General features: G+C 69.9%; 13 protein-coding genes and 1 pseudogene. 5 read left to right on the top strand and 9 right to left on the bottom strand.

Annotated elements, in window-relative coordinates:
- Positions 1-149: 149 nt before the first annotated feature.
- Positions 150-2,057 (bottom strand): NAD(P)/FAD-dependent oxidoreductase, encoded by a 1,908-nt coding sequence (locus YIM_RS24920; protein WP_228003998.1) that lies wholly within the window; start codon positions 2,055-2,057, stop codon positions 150-152.
- Between YIM_RS24920 and asnB the strand changes: the two genes are divergently transcribed.
- The gene (gene asnB / locus YIM_RS24915) at positions 1,971-3,776 is read left to right on the top strand and encodes an asparagine synthase (glutamine-hydrolyzing) (protein WP_228003997.1); all 1,806 of its coding nucleotides are present in this window, start codon (positions 1,971-1,973) and stop codon (positions 3,774-3,776) included. The two genes, YIM_RS24920 and asnB, sit on opposite strands and share 87 nt — an antisense overlap.
- A 231-nt stretch (positions 3,777-4,007) precedes the next feature.
- On the opposite strand, the pseudogene YIM_RS50105 reads toward asnB, so the two are convergent.
- Positions 4,008-4,205: pseudogene (locus tag YIM_RS50105) on the bottom strand (pyridoxamine 5'-phosphate oxidase family protein); the annotation flags it as partial.
- A gap of 491 nt (positions 4,206-4,696) precedes the next feature.
- Here YIM_RS50105 and YIM_RS49300 point away from each other — a divergent pair.
- On the top strand, positions 4,697-5,785 hold the full coding sequence (locus tag YIM_RS49300) for a hypothetical protein (protein ID WP_228003996.1): 1,089 nt from the start codon (positions 4,697-4,699) through the stop codon (positions 5,783-5,785).
- Between the two features lie 63 nt (positions 5,786-5,848).
- The gene (locus YIM_RS24900; RefSeq protein ID WP_228003995.1) at positions 5,849-6,613 is read left to right on the top strand and encodes a phosphatase PAP2 family protein; all 765 of its coding nucleotides are present in this window, start codon (positions 5,849-5,851) and stop codon (positions 6,611-6,613) included.
- On the opposite strand, the gene YIM_RS24895 is transcribed toward YIM_RS24900, so the two are convergent.
- The gene (locus tag YIM_RS24895; protein ID WP_153032637.1) at positions 6,574-7,176 is read right to left on the bottom strand and encodes a TetR/AcrR family transcriptional regulator; all 603 of its coding nucleotides are present in this window, start codon (positions 7,174-7,176) and stop codon (positions 6,574-6,576) included. The two genes, YIM_RS24900 and YIM_RS24895, sit on opposite strands and share 40 nt — an antisense overlap.
- A gap of 70 nt (positions 7,177-7,246) precedes the next feature.
- Here YIM_RS24895 and YIM_RS24890 point away from each other — a divergent pair, with 70 nt between their 5' ends.
- Positions 7,247-8,140 carry an NADP-dependent oxidoreductase gene (locus YIM_RS24890; protein ID WP_153032636.1) on the top strand — a complete coding sequence of 298 codons (894 nt, stop codon included), beginning with the start codon at positions 7,247-7,249 and terminating at the stop codon, positions 8,138-8,140.
- Here the strand turns inward: YIM_RS24890 and YIM_RS24885 are convergent.
- The 6 genes from YIM_RS24885 to YIM_RS24860 form a co-directional block, all read right to left on the bottom strand.
- Complete coding sequence (locus YIM_RS24885; RefSeq protein ID WP_194239739.1) at positions 8,127-8,714, bottom strand: RNA polymerase sigma factor; 588 nt, start codon at positions 8,712-8,714, stop codon at positions 8,127-8,129. The two genes, YIM_RS24890 and YIM_RS24885, sit on opposite strands and share 14 nt — an antisense overlap.
- Positions 8,715-8,739: 25 nt before the next feature.
- Entirely contained in the window at positions 8,740-9,825 is a 1,086-nt protein-coding gene (gene yidD / locus YIM_RS49295) for a membrane protein insertion efficiency factor YidD (protein WP_228003994.1), read from the bottom strand.
- On the bottom strand, positions 9,822-10,145 hold the full coding sequence (locus tag YIM_RS24875; RefSeq protein WP_153032634.1) for a hypothetical protein: 324 nt from the start codon (positions 10,143-10,145) through the stop codon (positions 9,822-9,824). Before YIM_RS24875 ends, yidD begins: the two co-directional genes overlap by 4 nt.
- A 1,130-nt stretch (positions 10,146-11,275) precedes the next feature.
- Positions 11,276-12,097: a hypothetical protein gene (locus tag YIM_RS24870; RefSeq protein ID WP_153032633.1), complete on the bottom strand. Its 822-nt coding sequence runs from the start codon at positions 12,095-12,097 to the stop codon at positions 11,276-11,278.
- Positions 12,098-12,551: 454 nt separating this feature from the next.
- On the bottom strand, positions 12,552-13,010 hold the full coding sequence (locus YIM_RS24865; RefSeq protein ID WP_153032632.1) for a DUF488 domain-containing protein: 459 nt from the start codon (positions 13,008-13,010) through the stop codon (positions 12,552-12,554).
- An 11-nt stretch (positions 13,011-13,021) separates the two neighbouring features.
- The gene (locus YIM_RS24860; RefSeq protein ID WP_153037226.1) at positions 13,022-13,360 is read right to left on the bottom strand and encodes a nuclear transport factor 2 family protein; all 339 of its coding nucleotides are present in this window, start codon (positions 13,358-13,360) and stop codon (positions 13,022-13,024) included.
- Positions 13,361-13,438: 78 nt separating this feature from the next.
- On the opposite strand from YIM_RS24860, the gene YIM_RS24855 reads away from it, so the two are divergent.
- A complete protein-coding gene (locus tag YIM_RS24855; protein WP_153032631.1) occupies positions 13,439-14,428 on the top strand; it encodes a YafY family protein in 990 nt (329 codons plus the stop codon).
- Positions 14,429-14,435 lie beyond the last annotated feature (7 nt).

Here is a 14,435-nt window from a genome sequence, read left to right as displayed (position 1 = left end):
CCAGTGATCCCCAGTACCGTCATTGGTGACTAAAAGTGACTATTCAGCTGTGCAAATCGGCGGAACCAACGGTAACACTGTCCCAGAACCGGCGCATTGCCACGGCTCCGGCCCGTGGGTACATTTACCCACAGGCCGGAGCGGTTATGTCAGGCGGCGGAAAGTTCGACCATGGTTCGCGCGGCCGACTCCAGCGCGTAATTCATCGATCCGCCATTCGGTTCGAATGCGGTGTGCTCGCCCGCGAAATGAATCCGGCCCTCGGGTTTTCTGGTGTTCGCCATGAGATCGGCGTGGCCGGTTTCCGGCAGGATGTAGGCGCCTTCGATATGGGGTTCGTTGTCCCAGGCCACCGAGGTGCCGATTTCGAAATTGTCGCGGGCGCCCGGCAACAATGGTTCGAGTTGGGTCAGCGCGAAATTGACCCGGTCTTCCTCGCTCAGTTGTGCCGCGGCCTGAGCCGCCCATCCGGTCAGCCAGCATTCCACGATTTTCCGGCGCCCCGGCGATCGCGGGGTGGCGTCGCGGACCGTGCAGATGGCGGTGTCCGTGGACAGCATCAGCTTGTCCTCCGGCCAGAACTTCCGGCGCATCTGGAGAAAAACGCGCACGGCCGAGCAGTAGCGGAGCCCGCGGATCGCCGAATGCTTTTCCGCGGACAGCCCGGCCATCGACAGATTGACCCGGCGCAGCGCGCTGAACGGCGCGGTGACGATGACGCGGTCGGCGGTCGCGGTGCGGATCCGGTCGTGGTCGAGAAAGCTCACCTGCGCCTCGTGCTCGTCCTGGGCGATGCGGACCACGGGCTTGCCGTAGTGGACGCGGTCCTCGATCTGGCGGGCCAGTGCCCGCGCGAGCATGTCGGTGCCGCCCTTGATCTTGTGCCACTCGGCGCCGGCGGTGGACAGGGCCCGCGGGCCCGACTCGTAGCGGGCCCAGGCCATCGCCGAGGCGGACTCCAGCTCACCGCCGCGCATCTCCAGGAAAAGCGGCTCCATCAGGCTGATCGCGGCAGCCGAGGCACCCCGCCGCTCGAGGATCTCGCGCACGGAGATCCGGTCGAGTTCGAGCAGGCGCGGGGTCGGCGTCCAGGTGAGTTCCACCAGCTCCGGGCCGATGCCCTCGTTCGGCGTGGTGACGTACTGGGCGATCATCTCCTGGACCGAGAGGTCGCGCTCGGCCGGGTGCAGCCCCAGTTCGTCCGCGTGGGCCGCGATCTGGTCAGGCCGGATCCGCCTGCCGTTGCGATAATAGCTGAAATCGGTGTCCACCAGGTCGCTGGGCGCGATTTCCAGGCCCATTTCCTTCAGGTAGTGCATGGTGTAGTGACAATTCTCGGTAACCGTCATCGCGCCGGCCTCGGCGTAAAGGCCGTCGGAAAACGGGTGGCGCAGTGTTCGCGTCCGCCCGCCCGGTTGTCCGCTCGCCTCGAACACGGTGACCTGGATTCCGCGTTTCGCGAGTTCGAATGCCGCGCCGAGGCCGGCCAGCCCGGCTCCGACGACGATCACGGTGTTGATGTTTTCCGTCGACGGGAACTTTCCGTCGAATGCGCTCCTGACGTCCTGCTGCGTTGGCTCCGGCACTGCATTCCCTCCGGTGGACTTTCCCCCCGCTCGTCGGTCTGCCGTCCGCTCTTCGTTCAACCTGTACCGCAGACGGGCGGCCTTGTCGACCACCAGTTCCCTAGTTTTGCCGACCCCGGCGCGGCTGGGAAATCGCCGGGGCGGCACCCGCCGTTCGGCGGCCCGGCCACTCCGCCGAACGGCGTAAACCGTCCCCTGGTCATCCGCCACGCCGGGCACGGCAGACGGGAAATACTTGAATTGACAACCAAATTCCGGCGGCAGGCTCGTGTGGGCGCCGCCGAATGGGATACCCAACAACGGTGAAATGACAACGAAGGGTATGTGATGTGCGGAATCGTCGGCTGGGCCGACTTCGATCGCGATCTCACCGGTGAGGCCGGCGTGCTCCGGAAAATGGTGGACACGATGGCGCTGCGCGGCCCGGACGACGAGGGCCTGTGGCTGCGGCGGCACGTCGCGCTCGGGCACCGTCGGCTCTCGGTGATCGATCTCGACGGCGGCGCCCAGCCCATGCTCACCCCGGAGACCCTGCCCGACGGCACCCCGCTGGCCGCGATCAGCTACAGCGGTGAGGTCTACAACTTCGGTGAACTTCGCGACGAGCTGGAACTGCACGGCCACCGCTTCGCGACCAGGAGCGACACCGAGGTGGTGCTGCGGGCATACCTGGAGTGGGGGCCGGGGTTCGTGGGGCGCTTGAACGGCATGTTCGCCTTCGCCATCTGGGACAGCCGCGCCGAGGAGCTGCTGCTGTACCGGGACAGGCTGGGCATCAAGCCGCTGTTCTACTACCCGCTCCGCGACGGGGTGCTGTTCGGTTCCGAGCCCAAGGCCGTGCTGGCGCACCCCGAGAGCCGGGCGGTGCTCTCCCTCGACGGGCTGCGCGACGTGCTGTCGTTCCTGCGCGTTCCCGGGCAGACGCCGCTGGCCGGGATGTACGAGGTGCGCCCCGGTCACGTGCTGCGGGTCCGCGCGGGCCGCCGGGTCGAGGAGAAGTACTGGGAGCTGGCGGCCTGGCCGCACACCGACGACGTGCCCACCAGTGTCGACGCGGTGCGCGGGCTGCTGGACGACATCGTGCCCCGGCAGATGGTGGCCGACGTGCCGCTGTGCACGCTGCTTTCCGGCGGACTCGACTCCAGCGCGCTGACCGCGCTCGCCCAGGGCGCGCTGAACTCCGGTCGCGGCGGCCGGATCCGGAGCTTCTCGGTCGACTTCGTCGGGCACGTGGAGAACTTCCAGCCGGAAATCTTCCGGGAAGCGCCGGACGCGCCGTACGCGGCGGAGCTGGTGGACCACGTGGGCACCCAGCACCGGGAGATCCTGCTGGACAACGCCAAGCTGGCTTCGCCGGACGTGCGGTCGGCGGCGTGGGCCGCCTGGGACCTGCCGTACGGGATCGGCGACCACGGCCCGTCGTTGTACCTGCTGTTCCAGGCGGTGCGGGGCGAGTCGACCGTGGCGCTGTCCGGGGAGTCCGCGGACGAGATCTTCGGCGGGTACCTGTGGTTCCACGACCAGCGCGCGGTCGCGGGGGACACCTTCCCGTGGCACGTGCTCGGCGAGCGGCCGGTGACCGAGGAGGCCACCGCGTTCCTGCACGAGGACCTGGTCGCGGAGCTGAAGCTGGGTGAGTACATCGACGACCAGTACCGGACGGCGGTGGCGGAGGTGCCGCACCTGGAGTCGGAGAGCGCGCACGAGCACCGCATGCGCGTCGCGAGCTACCTGAACCTGACCCGGTTCCTGCCCATCATGCTGGACCGCAAGGACCGGATGAGCATGGCCAACGGGCTGGAGGTGCGCGTGCCGTTCTGCGACCACCGGCTGGTGGAGTACGTGTTCAACGCACCGTGGTCGACGAAGAGCTTCGACGGGCGGGAGAAGAGCCTGCTGCGCGCGGCGACCGAGGACCTGCTGCCGCGGTCCATCGCCGAGCGGCGGAAGGCGCCCTACCCGTCGACGCAGGATCCCGGTTACGACCGGATGATCAAGCAGGAGCTGGGCGAGGTGGTGGCCGATCCGGGGTCACCGGGCCTGCCGCTGTTCGACCTCGACGCGATCCACGAGCACCTGGCGGCGCCGGTGAAGCGGTCGCCGTCGATGATCGAACGCGCGCTGCACGACGAAACCCCGGTCCGGTTGAACGCGTGGCTGGAGTCGTACCAGGTGAGCCTCGGCTGGTGAGTTCAGAAGGGGCCCAGGTCGGCGGAGATCCAGTGCTCGGGGCGCAGGAAGATGGCGATGTGCTCGCCCCAGCTGGGATCGTTCGAACTCGACGAACCCGGCGACCTTCTCCGGTTCGAGGTAGCGGGCGGCCATCTCCCACGAGCGCTCGTGGCTGGCCGGGGCGGTCCCGGTGACCGGGCCCTCGACGGAGACGTACCGGACGGTCGGTGTTGTCCGCTGGACCATCAGGCTGAACCGCCCGGCGGCCTCGATCGCCCGCGCCTTCCGCGACCCGGGCGGGGTGTGGATCCAGAGGTCACCGCCGGGCGCGTACTGGTACCAGATCGGCACGGTCAGCGGCGCGCGACCGGGCCCCTCAGCCACCGACAACGCTCCGACGTGGGGTTCTGCGAGGAACTTTTCCCGTTCTTCTCTCGACAGCGCCATTCGCCCGAGGCTACCCACGCGGTCGCGACGTCGCAGCGGACGCCGTTCCCGCGATGGGCTCGTGCCACGGGAACCCGCCGGGGTCGGCTGCCGCCCGTGGATTTTGCGCAGGAACGGGAAGTCCTCCGGCCGGACGGCGAACCTGGCGAGTGGCCGCACCGGCACCGGACTCGGGGCCTGGGCGGAGCGGACTTCGCCGATCGCGGGTTCCAGCTCGAACGTGGCCGCGGGCAGGAGATACACCACGCCATCCCGTACGCACCCGTTGCACATCGAAAACGACCCGAGGTCGCGGTCGAGGATCGCGTCGAACATCGGCCACACCCCGTCCGCCGCCGCGAACACCGCATGGCAAAAGAACTGCCACTTCGGTGCGTCGGCCCGGTATTCGAAATCGCAGCGACCCTGGCAACGGCCGCCTCCACCGGATGTTGCAACGAAGGCGGCGCCGCCGATGTTCTGACCACCAGGTGGTTGAGGGAGGGGCACGGATGGCGCGCAGGGATCTGGTCGAGAAGCGGCTGGACGGGCTCGTGGCCGGGTTCGAGCGGTACGTCGAGGGGTACGACCAGCTGACTCCGTTCACCACCACGCAGGCGGTCACGCATCGGAGGACGATCGCGGATCGGCTGGCGGCGGGTGGAGTCGCGGCCGCGCTGGACGACCGCGAGTTCGTGGCACGCCTGCACCGGACGTTGACGGCGTGGCGCCTCGGAATGCGCGGCTCATACCTCGCCCCGCTCGACGAGTTCTTCGCTGCTTTGCAGGCTTCCCGTGCCGCGATCATCGAACTGGAGCCACTGCGCATCGATGACGCCGCCGAGACCGGTGCGGTCGCCGACCGGATCTGGCAGGTGATGGACGGCTTGGGCGTGGTGAACAACAAGGCCCGGCTGGTCGCCGGGACGAAGACCCTGCACCACCTCCTGCCGGACCTGGTCGTGCCGATGGACCGCAGGTTCACCGGGAAGTTCTTCGGCCTCCACCCCTACGAGTGGCAGTCGGACCAGCAGCGCACCTTCCGCCGCCTCCACGCGGCGTTCGCCGAGGTGGCACGAGCTGTCGGGCCTGAGCGCTACGTGACCGGCACGGGCTGGCGAACCAGCCGCACGAAGGTACTCGACAACGCCATGATCGCCTACTGCCGGACGTGCCTGGAGAACACCACGACGGCGAACCAGGTTTCGTTCACCGTGGCGGGGTTGCCACCGGCCAAGAGCGAGGCGTTGTCCATGCTCGGCCCGGGACATCCGCATACCGAACGGGTGCGTGCGTTGCTGCGCGCCGCCGAAGACGCGGTCGCGCGGCAGGAGTTCACGCCGTTGACGGACGTGCCGGTGGCGCTGGAACTGGTCGTGCGCACGGCGGCCGGGGACCGCGTGCCGGATGCGACCAATCTGCTGGGCGGCGTGGCCGACGTGCTGGAGAACAAGGACACCAGGAGTTCGCTCTCGCACCTCGGGGCGCTCGCGTCGGTGTGGTTGTACTGGAACGACCGGCAGATCAAGCAGGTCTCCTACCGGGAAGCCACCGCCGCCAGTTCGTCCTACTCGGTGACCGTTCGCGCCATCGCGTCGTAAGCGCGACCGGCTTTGCCGGGAAATGCGCCCCGGGCGGCTCCCCGTCTCGGTACTGTCGCCCGCGTGTTGATCGCGCGTGTCCGTTCGGTGGTGCTGGCCGGAAGCCGTGACGGGCAGCGTCCCGCGCCGCTTGTCGAAGTGGCGCTGCTGGTGCTGGTTTTTGTGGTCTTCACCTGGCTGCACGGCGCCGCGAAGTCGGACGCCGAAGTCGCCACCGGCAACGCGCTGGCCCTCCAGTCGCTGGAACGGGCCCTCCACCTGGACATCGTGGCCGCGGCGAACCGGTGGCTGGTCGAGCATCCGGCGCTCATCCAGCCCGCGGTGCTCTACTACCGCCTGTACTACGTCGTGCTCATCGGCGTGCTGGTGTGGGTCTTCCTCCGGCACACCGAGGTCTACCTGAAGGCCCGCCGGACACTCATCGCGATGGCCGTGCTCGTGCTCCCCGTTTTCTGGGCGGTGCCGATGTCACCGCCGAGGTTCGCGCTGCCGGGCGTGGTCGACATCATCGCCGAGCACGACATCTTCGGCGAGCATTCCGCGCGTGCGCTGGAGAGCGGCAAGAACGTGTTTTCGGCGATGCCCAGCATGCACGTGGGCTGGTCGCTGTGGTGCGCCTATGCCGCGTGGCTCGCGCTGCGGGCTTCCCGCCCGCGGCTGGCGTTGCTGCCGTGGCTCTTCCCGCTGGGCATGATCGCGGTCGTGTTCACCACGGGAAACCACTACGTGCTCGACGTCGTCGGAAGCGTGGTGCTGCTGCTCATCTCCATCGCCGTCGTGCGGCTGATCTACGCCGGCCCGCCCGGTTCCGAACCGTCGAAGTCCTGAACCGCCCACGCCGCTTCGATCATCCGGAAGATCTCGTCCACCGCGGCGTCCGGATCGGCCGCCTCGCGCGCCAGTGAATGGGCGTCGACCACGAACCTCGCGATCGTCCGGCACGCGGTCGCGGTCGGCGGCAGTCCGAGTTCGGCGGCGATGGCCGTGGCCAGCGACTCCGCGTGGCGCAGCCGCATCGACTCCTCGTACTGCCGCAGGGCGGGCGACGAGTCGATCATGTGCCAGATCGGGACGGCCTCCCCGGCCGTGCAATGACGCACCATGGCCCGGATCTCCCGGCGCAGCGCGGGGATGAGCGGCTCGTGCGGCTCCCGGCCGGTGACGGCCTCCGTGAGGCGTCGCTCGAAGTTCGCGTCCTGCTCGAACACCAGGGCCTCTTTGCCGGCGAAGTGGGAGAAGACCGTGGTCACGGCCACGTCGGCCTCGGCTGCCACGTCCCGGATCCCCACCGCGTCGTACCCGCGTTCCAGGAACAGCCGCAGGGCGGTGTCGGCGATCTTCTCGCGGGTCGCGGCCTTCTTGCGTTCGCGGCGTCCGGGTGGCGCGGTCATGCGGTGATGCTATCAGCTCCAAAGTAACAACCGTTCGTAAAAGCTAACCGTTAGTGTTACGGTCGGCGGCATGAAAAAGATCAGCTTCGCCGAGTTCGGCGGTCCGGAAGTCCTGCGACTCGTCGACGCCGAGGAACCCCACGCGGGCCCTGGTCAGGTGCGCATCGCGGTGCACGCGGCCGGGGTCAACCCGGTCGACTGGCGGATCCGCGAAGGTCAGGTGCTGGGCGCGCATCCGGTCGAGTTGCCCGCCGGGGTCGGGCTGGACGCCGCCGGTGTGGTGGACGAGATCGGCGAGGGCGTCGACGGGGTTCAGCTCGGTGACGCCGTGTTCGGCGAAGGCCTGGACACCTACAGCGAGTTCAGCGTCCTGACCGCCTGGGCCCGCATGCCCGAGGGACTGACCTTCGAAGAGGCGGCCGGGTATCCCTCGGTGGTGGAGACCGGGCTGCGCGTCCTGCGCGAGGTCGGCGTGGAGCGCGGGCAGACGCTGCTGGTCAGCGGCGCGTCCGGCGGCGTCGGCTCGGCGGTCCTGCAGATCGCCCGCGACCGCGGCATCAGCGTGATCGGCATCGCCGGCGCCGCCAATCAGGACTACCTGCGTGGCCTCGGCGCGATCGCCACGACCTACGGCGAGGGCTGGGCCGAGCGGGTCCGCGGGCTCGGCCAGGTCGACGCGGCGCTCGACCTGGCCGGCTCCGGTGTGCTCCGCGAACTCGTCGCGCTGACCGGGGATCCGCGGAAGGTGGTCACCATCGCCGATCTCGGCGCATCGGACTTCGGCGTCCGCTTCTCCGGCGTGGCCGGGAGCGTGCCGGACGCGCTCGCGGAAGCCGCCGACCTCATCTCGCGCGGAAAGCTGCACATCCCGGTCGAAAAGTCGTACGCCCTGCCCGACGCCGCGGCCGCGCACATCGACAGCCAGGCCGGCCACACCCGCGGCCGCCGGGTCATCCTCGTCTGACCTCCGCGGGGCGTCGCCGCCGGATCACCTCCTTGCCGATCCACCACAGGCGCCGCAAGGGAAAGAGCACCGCGCGCCGGATCTCGGTGCGTTCGAGGGGCACGCGCGGCCGGTCACCGGGGCCGTGGGCGTGCGCGCGGGCCGTGCTTTCGCTGATGCCGAGCGCGGCGGCGATTTCGGTGAAGGTCCAGCGCTCGTGGAAGCGCAGGTAGGCGATTTGCCGTTGCCTGGTGGGCAATGCGCTCAGCGTGTGCCCGGCGACGATGGCGGCGACGCCGACCTCGGTGCTCCAGCTCATCGCGGGCCCGTGCAGTTCCGCGCGCTGCCAGGTGGCCATCGCCTGAAGGTGGCGGCGGGCCACGGCGTAGAGCCAGGCGCGGGGCTGGCCGATGGTGTCCCAGCCGGTGGCGACGGCCGCTTCGAACACCCGCTGGACGACGTCCTCGGCGCCGCGTGCCAGGTCAAGGCGTCCGTTCATGGCCGCGGCGCGACGGCGCACGAACTGGCAGAGCGGGTCGTGGAGCTGGCTGTAGGCCGCGCCCAGGGTGCGCGGTTCGGCTTCGTTGTTGTTCACGAGACGGTCCTTTCTCGGTGCGCGGTCACAGGTTGATCGAGCGGCGGCGCCGCGGTTTTCCGTGCCGGGCCGCGCCGGGCACCGGGTCATGGCCGCGCGGACCAGCCGGGCGGCAGCGCCCCAGCCGCCGGGCGGCCAGCCAGGTACCGCGGGCGGCGCCGTGGCGGCGGATGGCTTGCTGGGCGTAGTCGCTGCAACTCGGGGTGAACCGGCAGCTGGACGGCAGCACCGGCGCGAGCACCACGCGGTAGAAACCCACGGCCAGCAGCAGAACCCGCGCGGCGGCACTGGGAACGCGCTCACCCGGGGCCGACCCGGCTCGTACCGACAACGCCCCCAAGGTGGCGCCGGTGCCGGTCAGCACGGCACCGGCGACCAGGAACACCACCCGCCACACCGAGCCGAGGATCAGCCCGCCCGCGGCGGTGAGCACCCCGGCGAGCAGCACGGCCAGCACGCTGAACGGGTCAGGCGGCCGCCGGGGACGACGGGTCCGCCGCCGCGGGACGTGCACGGCGAACAGCGGCTCGGCCGGATGGGCCTGGGCACCCACGTGCAGCGTGACCGGCTCGCCCGCGATGGCGTGCTGGAGCAGGTCGCAGGCGGTGTCGGCGTGCGCGCGGGCGGCGGTTTCGCTGATGCCGAGCGCGTCCGCGATCTCGGTGAAGGTCCAGCGCTCGCACAGGTGCAGATAGCCGACCTGGGCGTGGTGATCGGGCAGTTCGCACACCGCGTGCCCGGCCACGATGGCGGCGACGCCGACCTCGGCGATGCTGGTCCCGGTCGCCGGTGTCCAGGGGACGCGGCGGGACAGGTGGTGACCGAGCTGGTCGCGCGGCCCACCGGCCAGCCGGCGCAGATGGGCCCCGGCCACCGCGTAGAGCCAGGCCCGTGGCTGGCGGATGTGGTGCCAGCCGGTGGCGAACGCGGCGTCGAACACCCGCTGCACCACGATCTCCTCGGCGCCGTCGGGCAGCCGAACGCGCTCGCCCAGCGCGTCGGCGCGGCCGCGGACGAAGCGGCACAGCGGCTGGAACAGGTGCGCGTGGGCCTCGTCGAAGCTGCGCGGTTGGTAGGTGCCCCGTCGCAGGGGCGGGGGAGTGGCGCTCACCAGGTGCGCCAGTTGCGCTGGGCCGGGATCGGGACGCCGGTGACCGGGCGCAGGTAACGCAGGTAGCAGCTGGTGCACGGCACTCCGCGCTGGTCCTCGACGAACTCCAGGTCGGCGCGGGAGAGCACGGTCCCGCACAGCGCGGTGGCGGTGCCGGTGGTGTTCGCCGCGTCGGCGGAGGGGATGTAGTGGACCTCGCGGTCGGTTTCCCCGCAGGTGCGGCCACTGGGCAGCTCGGTGCCCGCGCGAAGCCGGACGGCGACCACCCGCGGAGTGTGCGCGCGCTGGCGGGGTACGAACGAGGCGAGATTGAACGACATGACGCGAAGCTTCCTCACTCGACCGTGTGACCGGCCGGGGTCAGTGCGCGCCAGGCGGTGCCATACTGCTTGGCGCGCAGGAGAAGTCTCTTGTGCGATCAGGGAGCGGGGCCGGCCTTGCGGCCGACCCCGCCGAACCGGCGCAGAGCCGGTCAGCCGATCAGGGGTGCAGCCTGGTCAGCGACGGTGGCCAGCAGGGCCGTCGCGGCGACCGCGATCAACGCGATCACCGCGCATCCCTGCTGGCCTTCCTTCCGGTGTTTTCCGCCCATCCGGGCTCTCCTTTCGATTTGCCGCGGGCCGCGGCCCGCGTGCTCTCGCCGGACGTGAGAGCACGTCCTCGGCGTGTGGTCCGGCGTCCCGCACGCGGCCGGAACACCCCGGCGCCCGGGGGACGCGGGGGCAGGGCAGCGCACGGGCCGGGTGCTGGTGTGCTTCCGCCGGCATGGGTTCTTCCTCTCGGTGAATGCGTGAAGGTCTGGCGATCTGCCATTTCCTCAACTTAATCGTTCATTACGTGCGTTGAAAAGGCGGAAATCGTGGCCCGGAGCCCAGCGGTACTTTTCCCGCGACGACCGGAGTCGGGCGAATACGCGGACCGATCAGGGTCGATGAGCTGCGGAAATCACCATTTCATTCCACGTTTCACTCTGCATTTCACTCCGCATCGGAAATGGTGGAGTGATCTGCGGACTGGTCGGTGGATCGGGGGGTCGTTCACTCCACACATCACTCCACACATCACTCCGCAGCTCACTCCCGAGGCGGCTGCCGTCCACTCCCCATTCACTCCCCGTTCACTCCGCGGCCGATGGCGCGGCGAAGACGATGGTTCGAAGCCGTGGGCGCGAGCGCGGTCAGCTGAGGGCGCAGGCTCAAAACTGCCTGCGGCTGGAGGCCTGCGAGTGCGCCCGCGGCCACGAACACCCCTCGAAGCTCCCGCTTGAAAGCCGCGAGAGCGCTGGAACAGGCGAATGTCCCCCGGAATTGCGCGCCTTGAAAGCCCAGGTGCGCGCAGTCTCGCGGACCCTCCGAAGGTCGCCGTGCTTCGAGAGTTGCGGGCGCCCAGAGAAAAGAAGCCCCGTGCCGGAAATCCGGCACGGGGCTGGGGCACCAAGGGCGCCCGAGTGTCAGGCGAGCTGGTCGTCCGCGAGTTGCCGAAGGTGCTCGTACATCAGGTTCCGCACCTCTTCCCTGGACAGCTCCGGGTGCTCCTTCGACAGCGCGTCTTCGGCCATTTCCCACAGCAGGGACGCCTCGGTCCCCAGGGTCATCCGCCGGTGGAGGTCGCGGGCGGCTTCGCTGCGCTGAGCCTTGGTGTTGGCGCCGCGCAGCAACTCCTGCATGTCCTCGAGCCTGCCGATCACCTCCATGAACGCGTAGCTCGAGATCCTGTTGGTCTCCTTGAGCTTGCTGCGTTCCTCCGCCCAGCTCATCGGGGCGGGGCCGCTCGTGGCGGCGGGTGCCTGCCGGAGGGTCCGGATGATGGTCGTGCGGATCGTGTCGGCGGTGACCACCTGCTTCGCGGCCCAGCCCGGCCGCTCGATCGGGCCGGTGTAGCCGGGCGGCGGGCACCCGTGGGCCTGGAAGTACACCCCGGCGGCCACCGCCAGGAGCGGTGCGCACTGATCCGGCGGCAGATACGCGCGGAACAGGTCTGCGATCTCCGTCCAGTTCGGCGGGCGGCGGGCACCGCGGCCGAGGCAGTCGGCCAGCCGCTTGCTCACGGTCTTCTCGTCGCGGCCGTGGGTCCAATGTGCCGCGTCCCCGGCGTGCTCGGCGAGCAGTTTCCGGCTGATCTCGCGCAACGTCCCGGTCCGGCCGGCCACGATGAGCAGGACGAGCAGGATGAGCGCCCGCTTGCCGCTGGACAGGGCCGGATTGCTGAACGCCGCGGTGGACGGGAGCCCGTCGACCGCGGCGTTTCCTCGTCGGCCGCGTAGCGGTGGCATCGACGAAGCGGGCATCACTAGGCCGTCCGAATGCGACGGCCCGGGGTCGTAAGTGCCCTCTTTTCTGGGCATTCTGAGTGTCTTTCTACGCGGTCCCCCACGGCGGCAGTCCCGCGCTGCCGCCGACCCGGCCCCCGCGCCGGGTGGTTTCAGGGGATCAACGAACAGGTAGGTGCATCTGCTCCGCGCTCACCTCCCGTGCGCGGGCGTCCTTGTCCGTCTGCCTGGGAGTCCTCCCTTCCCGCCTGCCCCTCATCGCCATGACCGGCCGTCTCGCACTCTCGACCCCTTCCCAGAGTGCGAGGAAAGGGGCGAGAACGTGTCTCGCCCCTTCTTGGCCAAGGGCACCGTAACCTACCTGTTATTGGTACGGGCGGGAATTCACCGGAATGGGAACGAGGCCGATCGGCCTCGTCGAATATTCAAATACTCACCGATTTTCCGGACCGGGGGATCAGCTGATCCGGGTCAGCAGCCGCGCGGCCACGAGTGAGCGGTGACAGGCTTCCGGGTCGCGTTCGACGCAGAAAAGTGCGGTCGTGGCGTTGTCCGGAAGGTCGGCGGCGAGTGCGCCGAGGTCGAACGAGTCGAGGATTTCGCGGGTGTAGCGCGCGATGTACTCGGGTGCGAGTGCGACGCGGTTGCGCTTGCCGACGCCTTGGCGGTCGTCCTCGCGGTACTGGAGGTGGCGCAGTTCGGTGGTCGGGGCCAGCTGCTTCACGTGCCGGTAGGCGATGCCCGTTTCGGCGAGTGCGCGCTGGAGCCGCATCGAGTTCGCCCAGGCGTGGTCGGGGCCGCGGACGCCGCGGCGCTGGCGGAGGTCGAGCAGCAGTCCCACGCCCTCCTCGGTGAGCTGCTGGAGAAAGGCGGCGGCGGTGAAGCCGTACACGCCGATGGTCGTGACGCGCTTCACCGCCGCTCCCGTCACGGCACGAGCACCGGCTGGTCCACGGCCCAGAGCCAGGACCCGTCCGCCTGGCGGCGGGCGATCTCCACGGTCATCTCACCGGTGGTCAGCGTGGACGCGGTCAGCGCCAGGTCGCCGCTGACCAGCGCCGGGTGCTGCCTGCCCGGCTGGAGCACCGGCGCGGCCGCGACGAACTCCTCGTAGACCTTGCGGATCTCCGCGTGCCCGGTCGCCAGATTGCCCGGCGGGAACGCCAGCACGGCGTCCGGCTCGTACAACGCCACCAGTCCGTCGACGTCGCCCGCGTTGGCGCGTTCGATGAAGTACCTGCCCAGATCGTTCGGCTCGGTGGCCACTGTCCTGCTTGTCATGCCGATGAGCTTCGCAACGAATACACGACATCCTGTGTCGTGTATTCCGCTAGAGTTTTCCGCATGCGCGCGGACCGGTTGGTGTCGCTGGTGTTGCTGCTGCGCCAGCACGATCGGCTGTCCGCGGCGGCGCTGGCCCGCGAGCTGGAGGTGTCCACCCGGACGGTGCTGCGTGACATCGAGGCGCTGTCGGCGGCGGGTGTCCCGGTCTACGCCGAACGCGGCAGGCACGGCGGATTCGCGCTGCTGCCCGGTTTCCAGACCGAGCTGACCGGGTTGAACCACGACGAGGCGCTGGCACTGCTGGTCGCCGGCTCACGGCGCGGTGCGCAGGCCTTCGGGCTCGGCGGCGCGCTGGCTTCGGCCATGCGCAAGGTGGTCGACGCGCTGCCCGAGAGCTACCGGGCCACCGCGGCCGGCGCGGCCCAGCGGTTGCTGATCGATCCGGAGACCGACCTCCTCGCGCGGCGGCTGGTCGCCGAGGAAGTGCCCGACGCGGTCGTGGCCGAGGTCCGGCGCGCGGTCTTCGCCGGGCACAAGCTGCGCATCCACTACGCGGCGCCCGGCCAGTCCGCGCAGTGGCGCACGGTGGACCCGATCGGCCTGGTCACCGCGCGCGGCCAGGGTTACCTGCTGGCCACGAAGTCCGGCGCGGATCGCACCTACCGGCTGTCCAGGGTCCTGGCCGCCGAGGAACTCGACGAACCGGCCGAACGCCCGGAGCGGGTCGATCTGGACCGGGCCTGGCAGGAACGCAGCACCCGGTTCCGGACCGGCGGAGACCAGGTCGCCGTGCGGGCACGCGTGCACCCGGCGCGGCGCGGCGACCTGGTGGGCACCGCGCTGGCCGTCCTCAGCGAAGAAGCCGGAGAACCCGACACGGACGGCTGGCTGCGCCTGGAGGTGACCTTCCAGGACGCGAGGCACGCCGAGTGGGCGCTGTGGCAGCTCTCCACGAACGCGGAAGTCCTTGCGCCGCAGTGGTTACGCACGTCGCTGCGCGACCGGGCCGCCGCGGTCGTCACCCGCTACGGCGTGCCGTCCCCGTCCTGAAAGCAGG

This window comes from Amycolatopsis sp. YIM 10 (assembly GCF_009429145.1).
In the GTDB taxonomy this organism is placed as follows: Bacteria; Actinomycetota; Actinomycetes; order Mycobacteriales; family Pseudonocardiaceae; genus Amycolatopsis.
Note: the sequence above shows the minus strand (reverse complement) of the source record. Positions and strands in the feature narration are given on the sequence as shown.

What these genes read in the sequence shown, in the direction of transcription:
- YIM_RS49300 (WP_228003996.1), top strand. Translation starts at nt 4,697, where the DNA reads ATGGCGCGCAGGGATCTGGTCGAGAAGCGGCTGGACGGGCTCGTGGCC.
- YIM_RS24895 (WP_153032637.1), bottom strand. Translation starts at nt 7,176, where the DNA reads ATGACCGCGCCACCCGGACGCCGCGAACGCAAGAAGGCCGCGACCCGC.
- YIM_RS24890 (WP_153032636.1), top strand. Translation starts at nt 7,247, where the DNA reads ATGAAAAAGATCAGCTTCGCCGAGTTCGGCGGTCCGGAAGTCCTGCGA.
- YIM_RS24875 (WP_153032634.1), bottom strand. Translation starts at nt 10,145, where the DNA reads ATGTCGTTCAATCTCGCCTCGTTCGTACCCCGCCAGCGCGCGCACACT.
- YIM_RS24870 (WP_153032633.1), bottom strand. Translation starts at nt 12,097, where the DNA reads ATGCCACCGCTACGCGGCCGACGAGGAAACGCCGCGGTCGACGGGCTC.
- YIM_RS24855 (WP_153032631.1), top strand. Translation starts at nt 13,439, where the DNA reads ATGCGCGCGGACCGGTTGGTGTCGCTGGTGTTGCTGCTGCGCCAGCAC.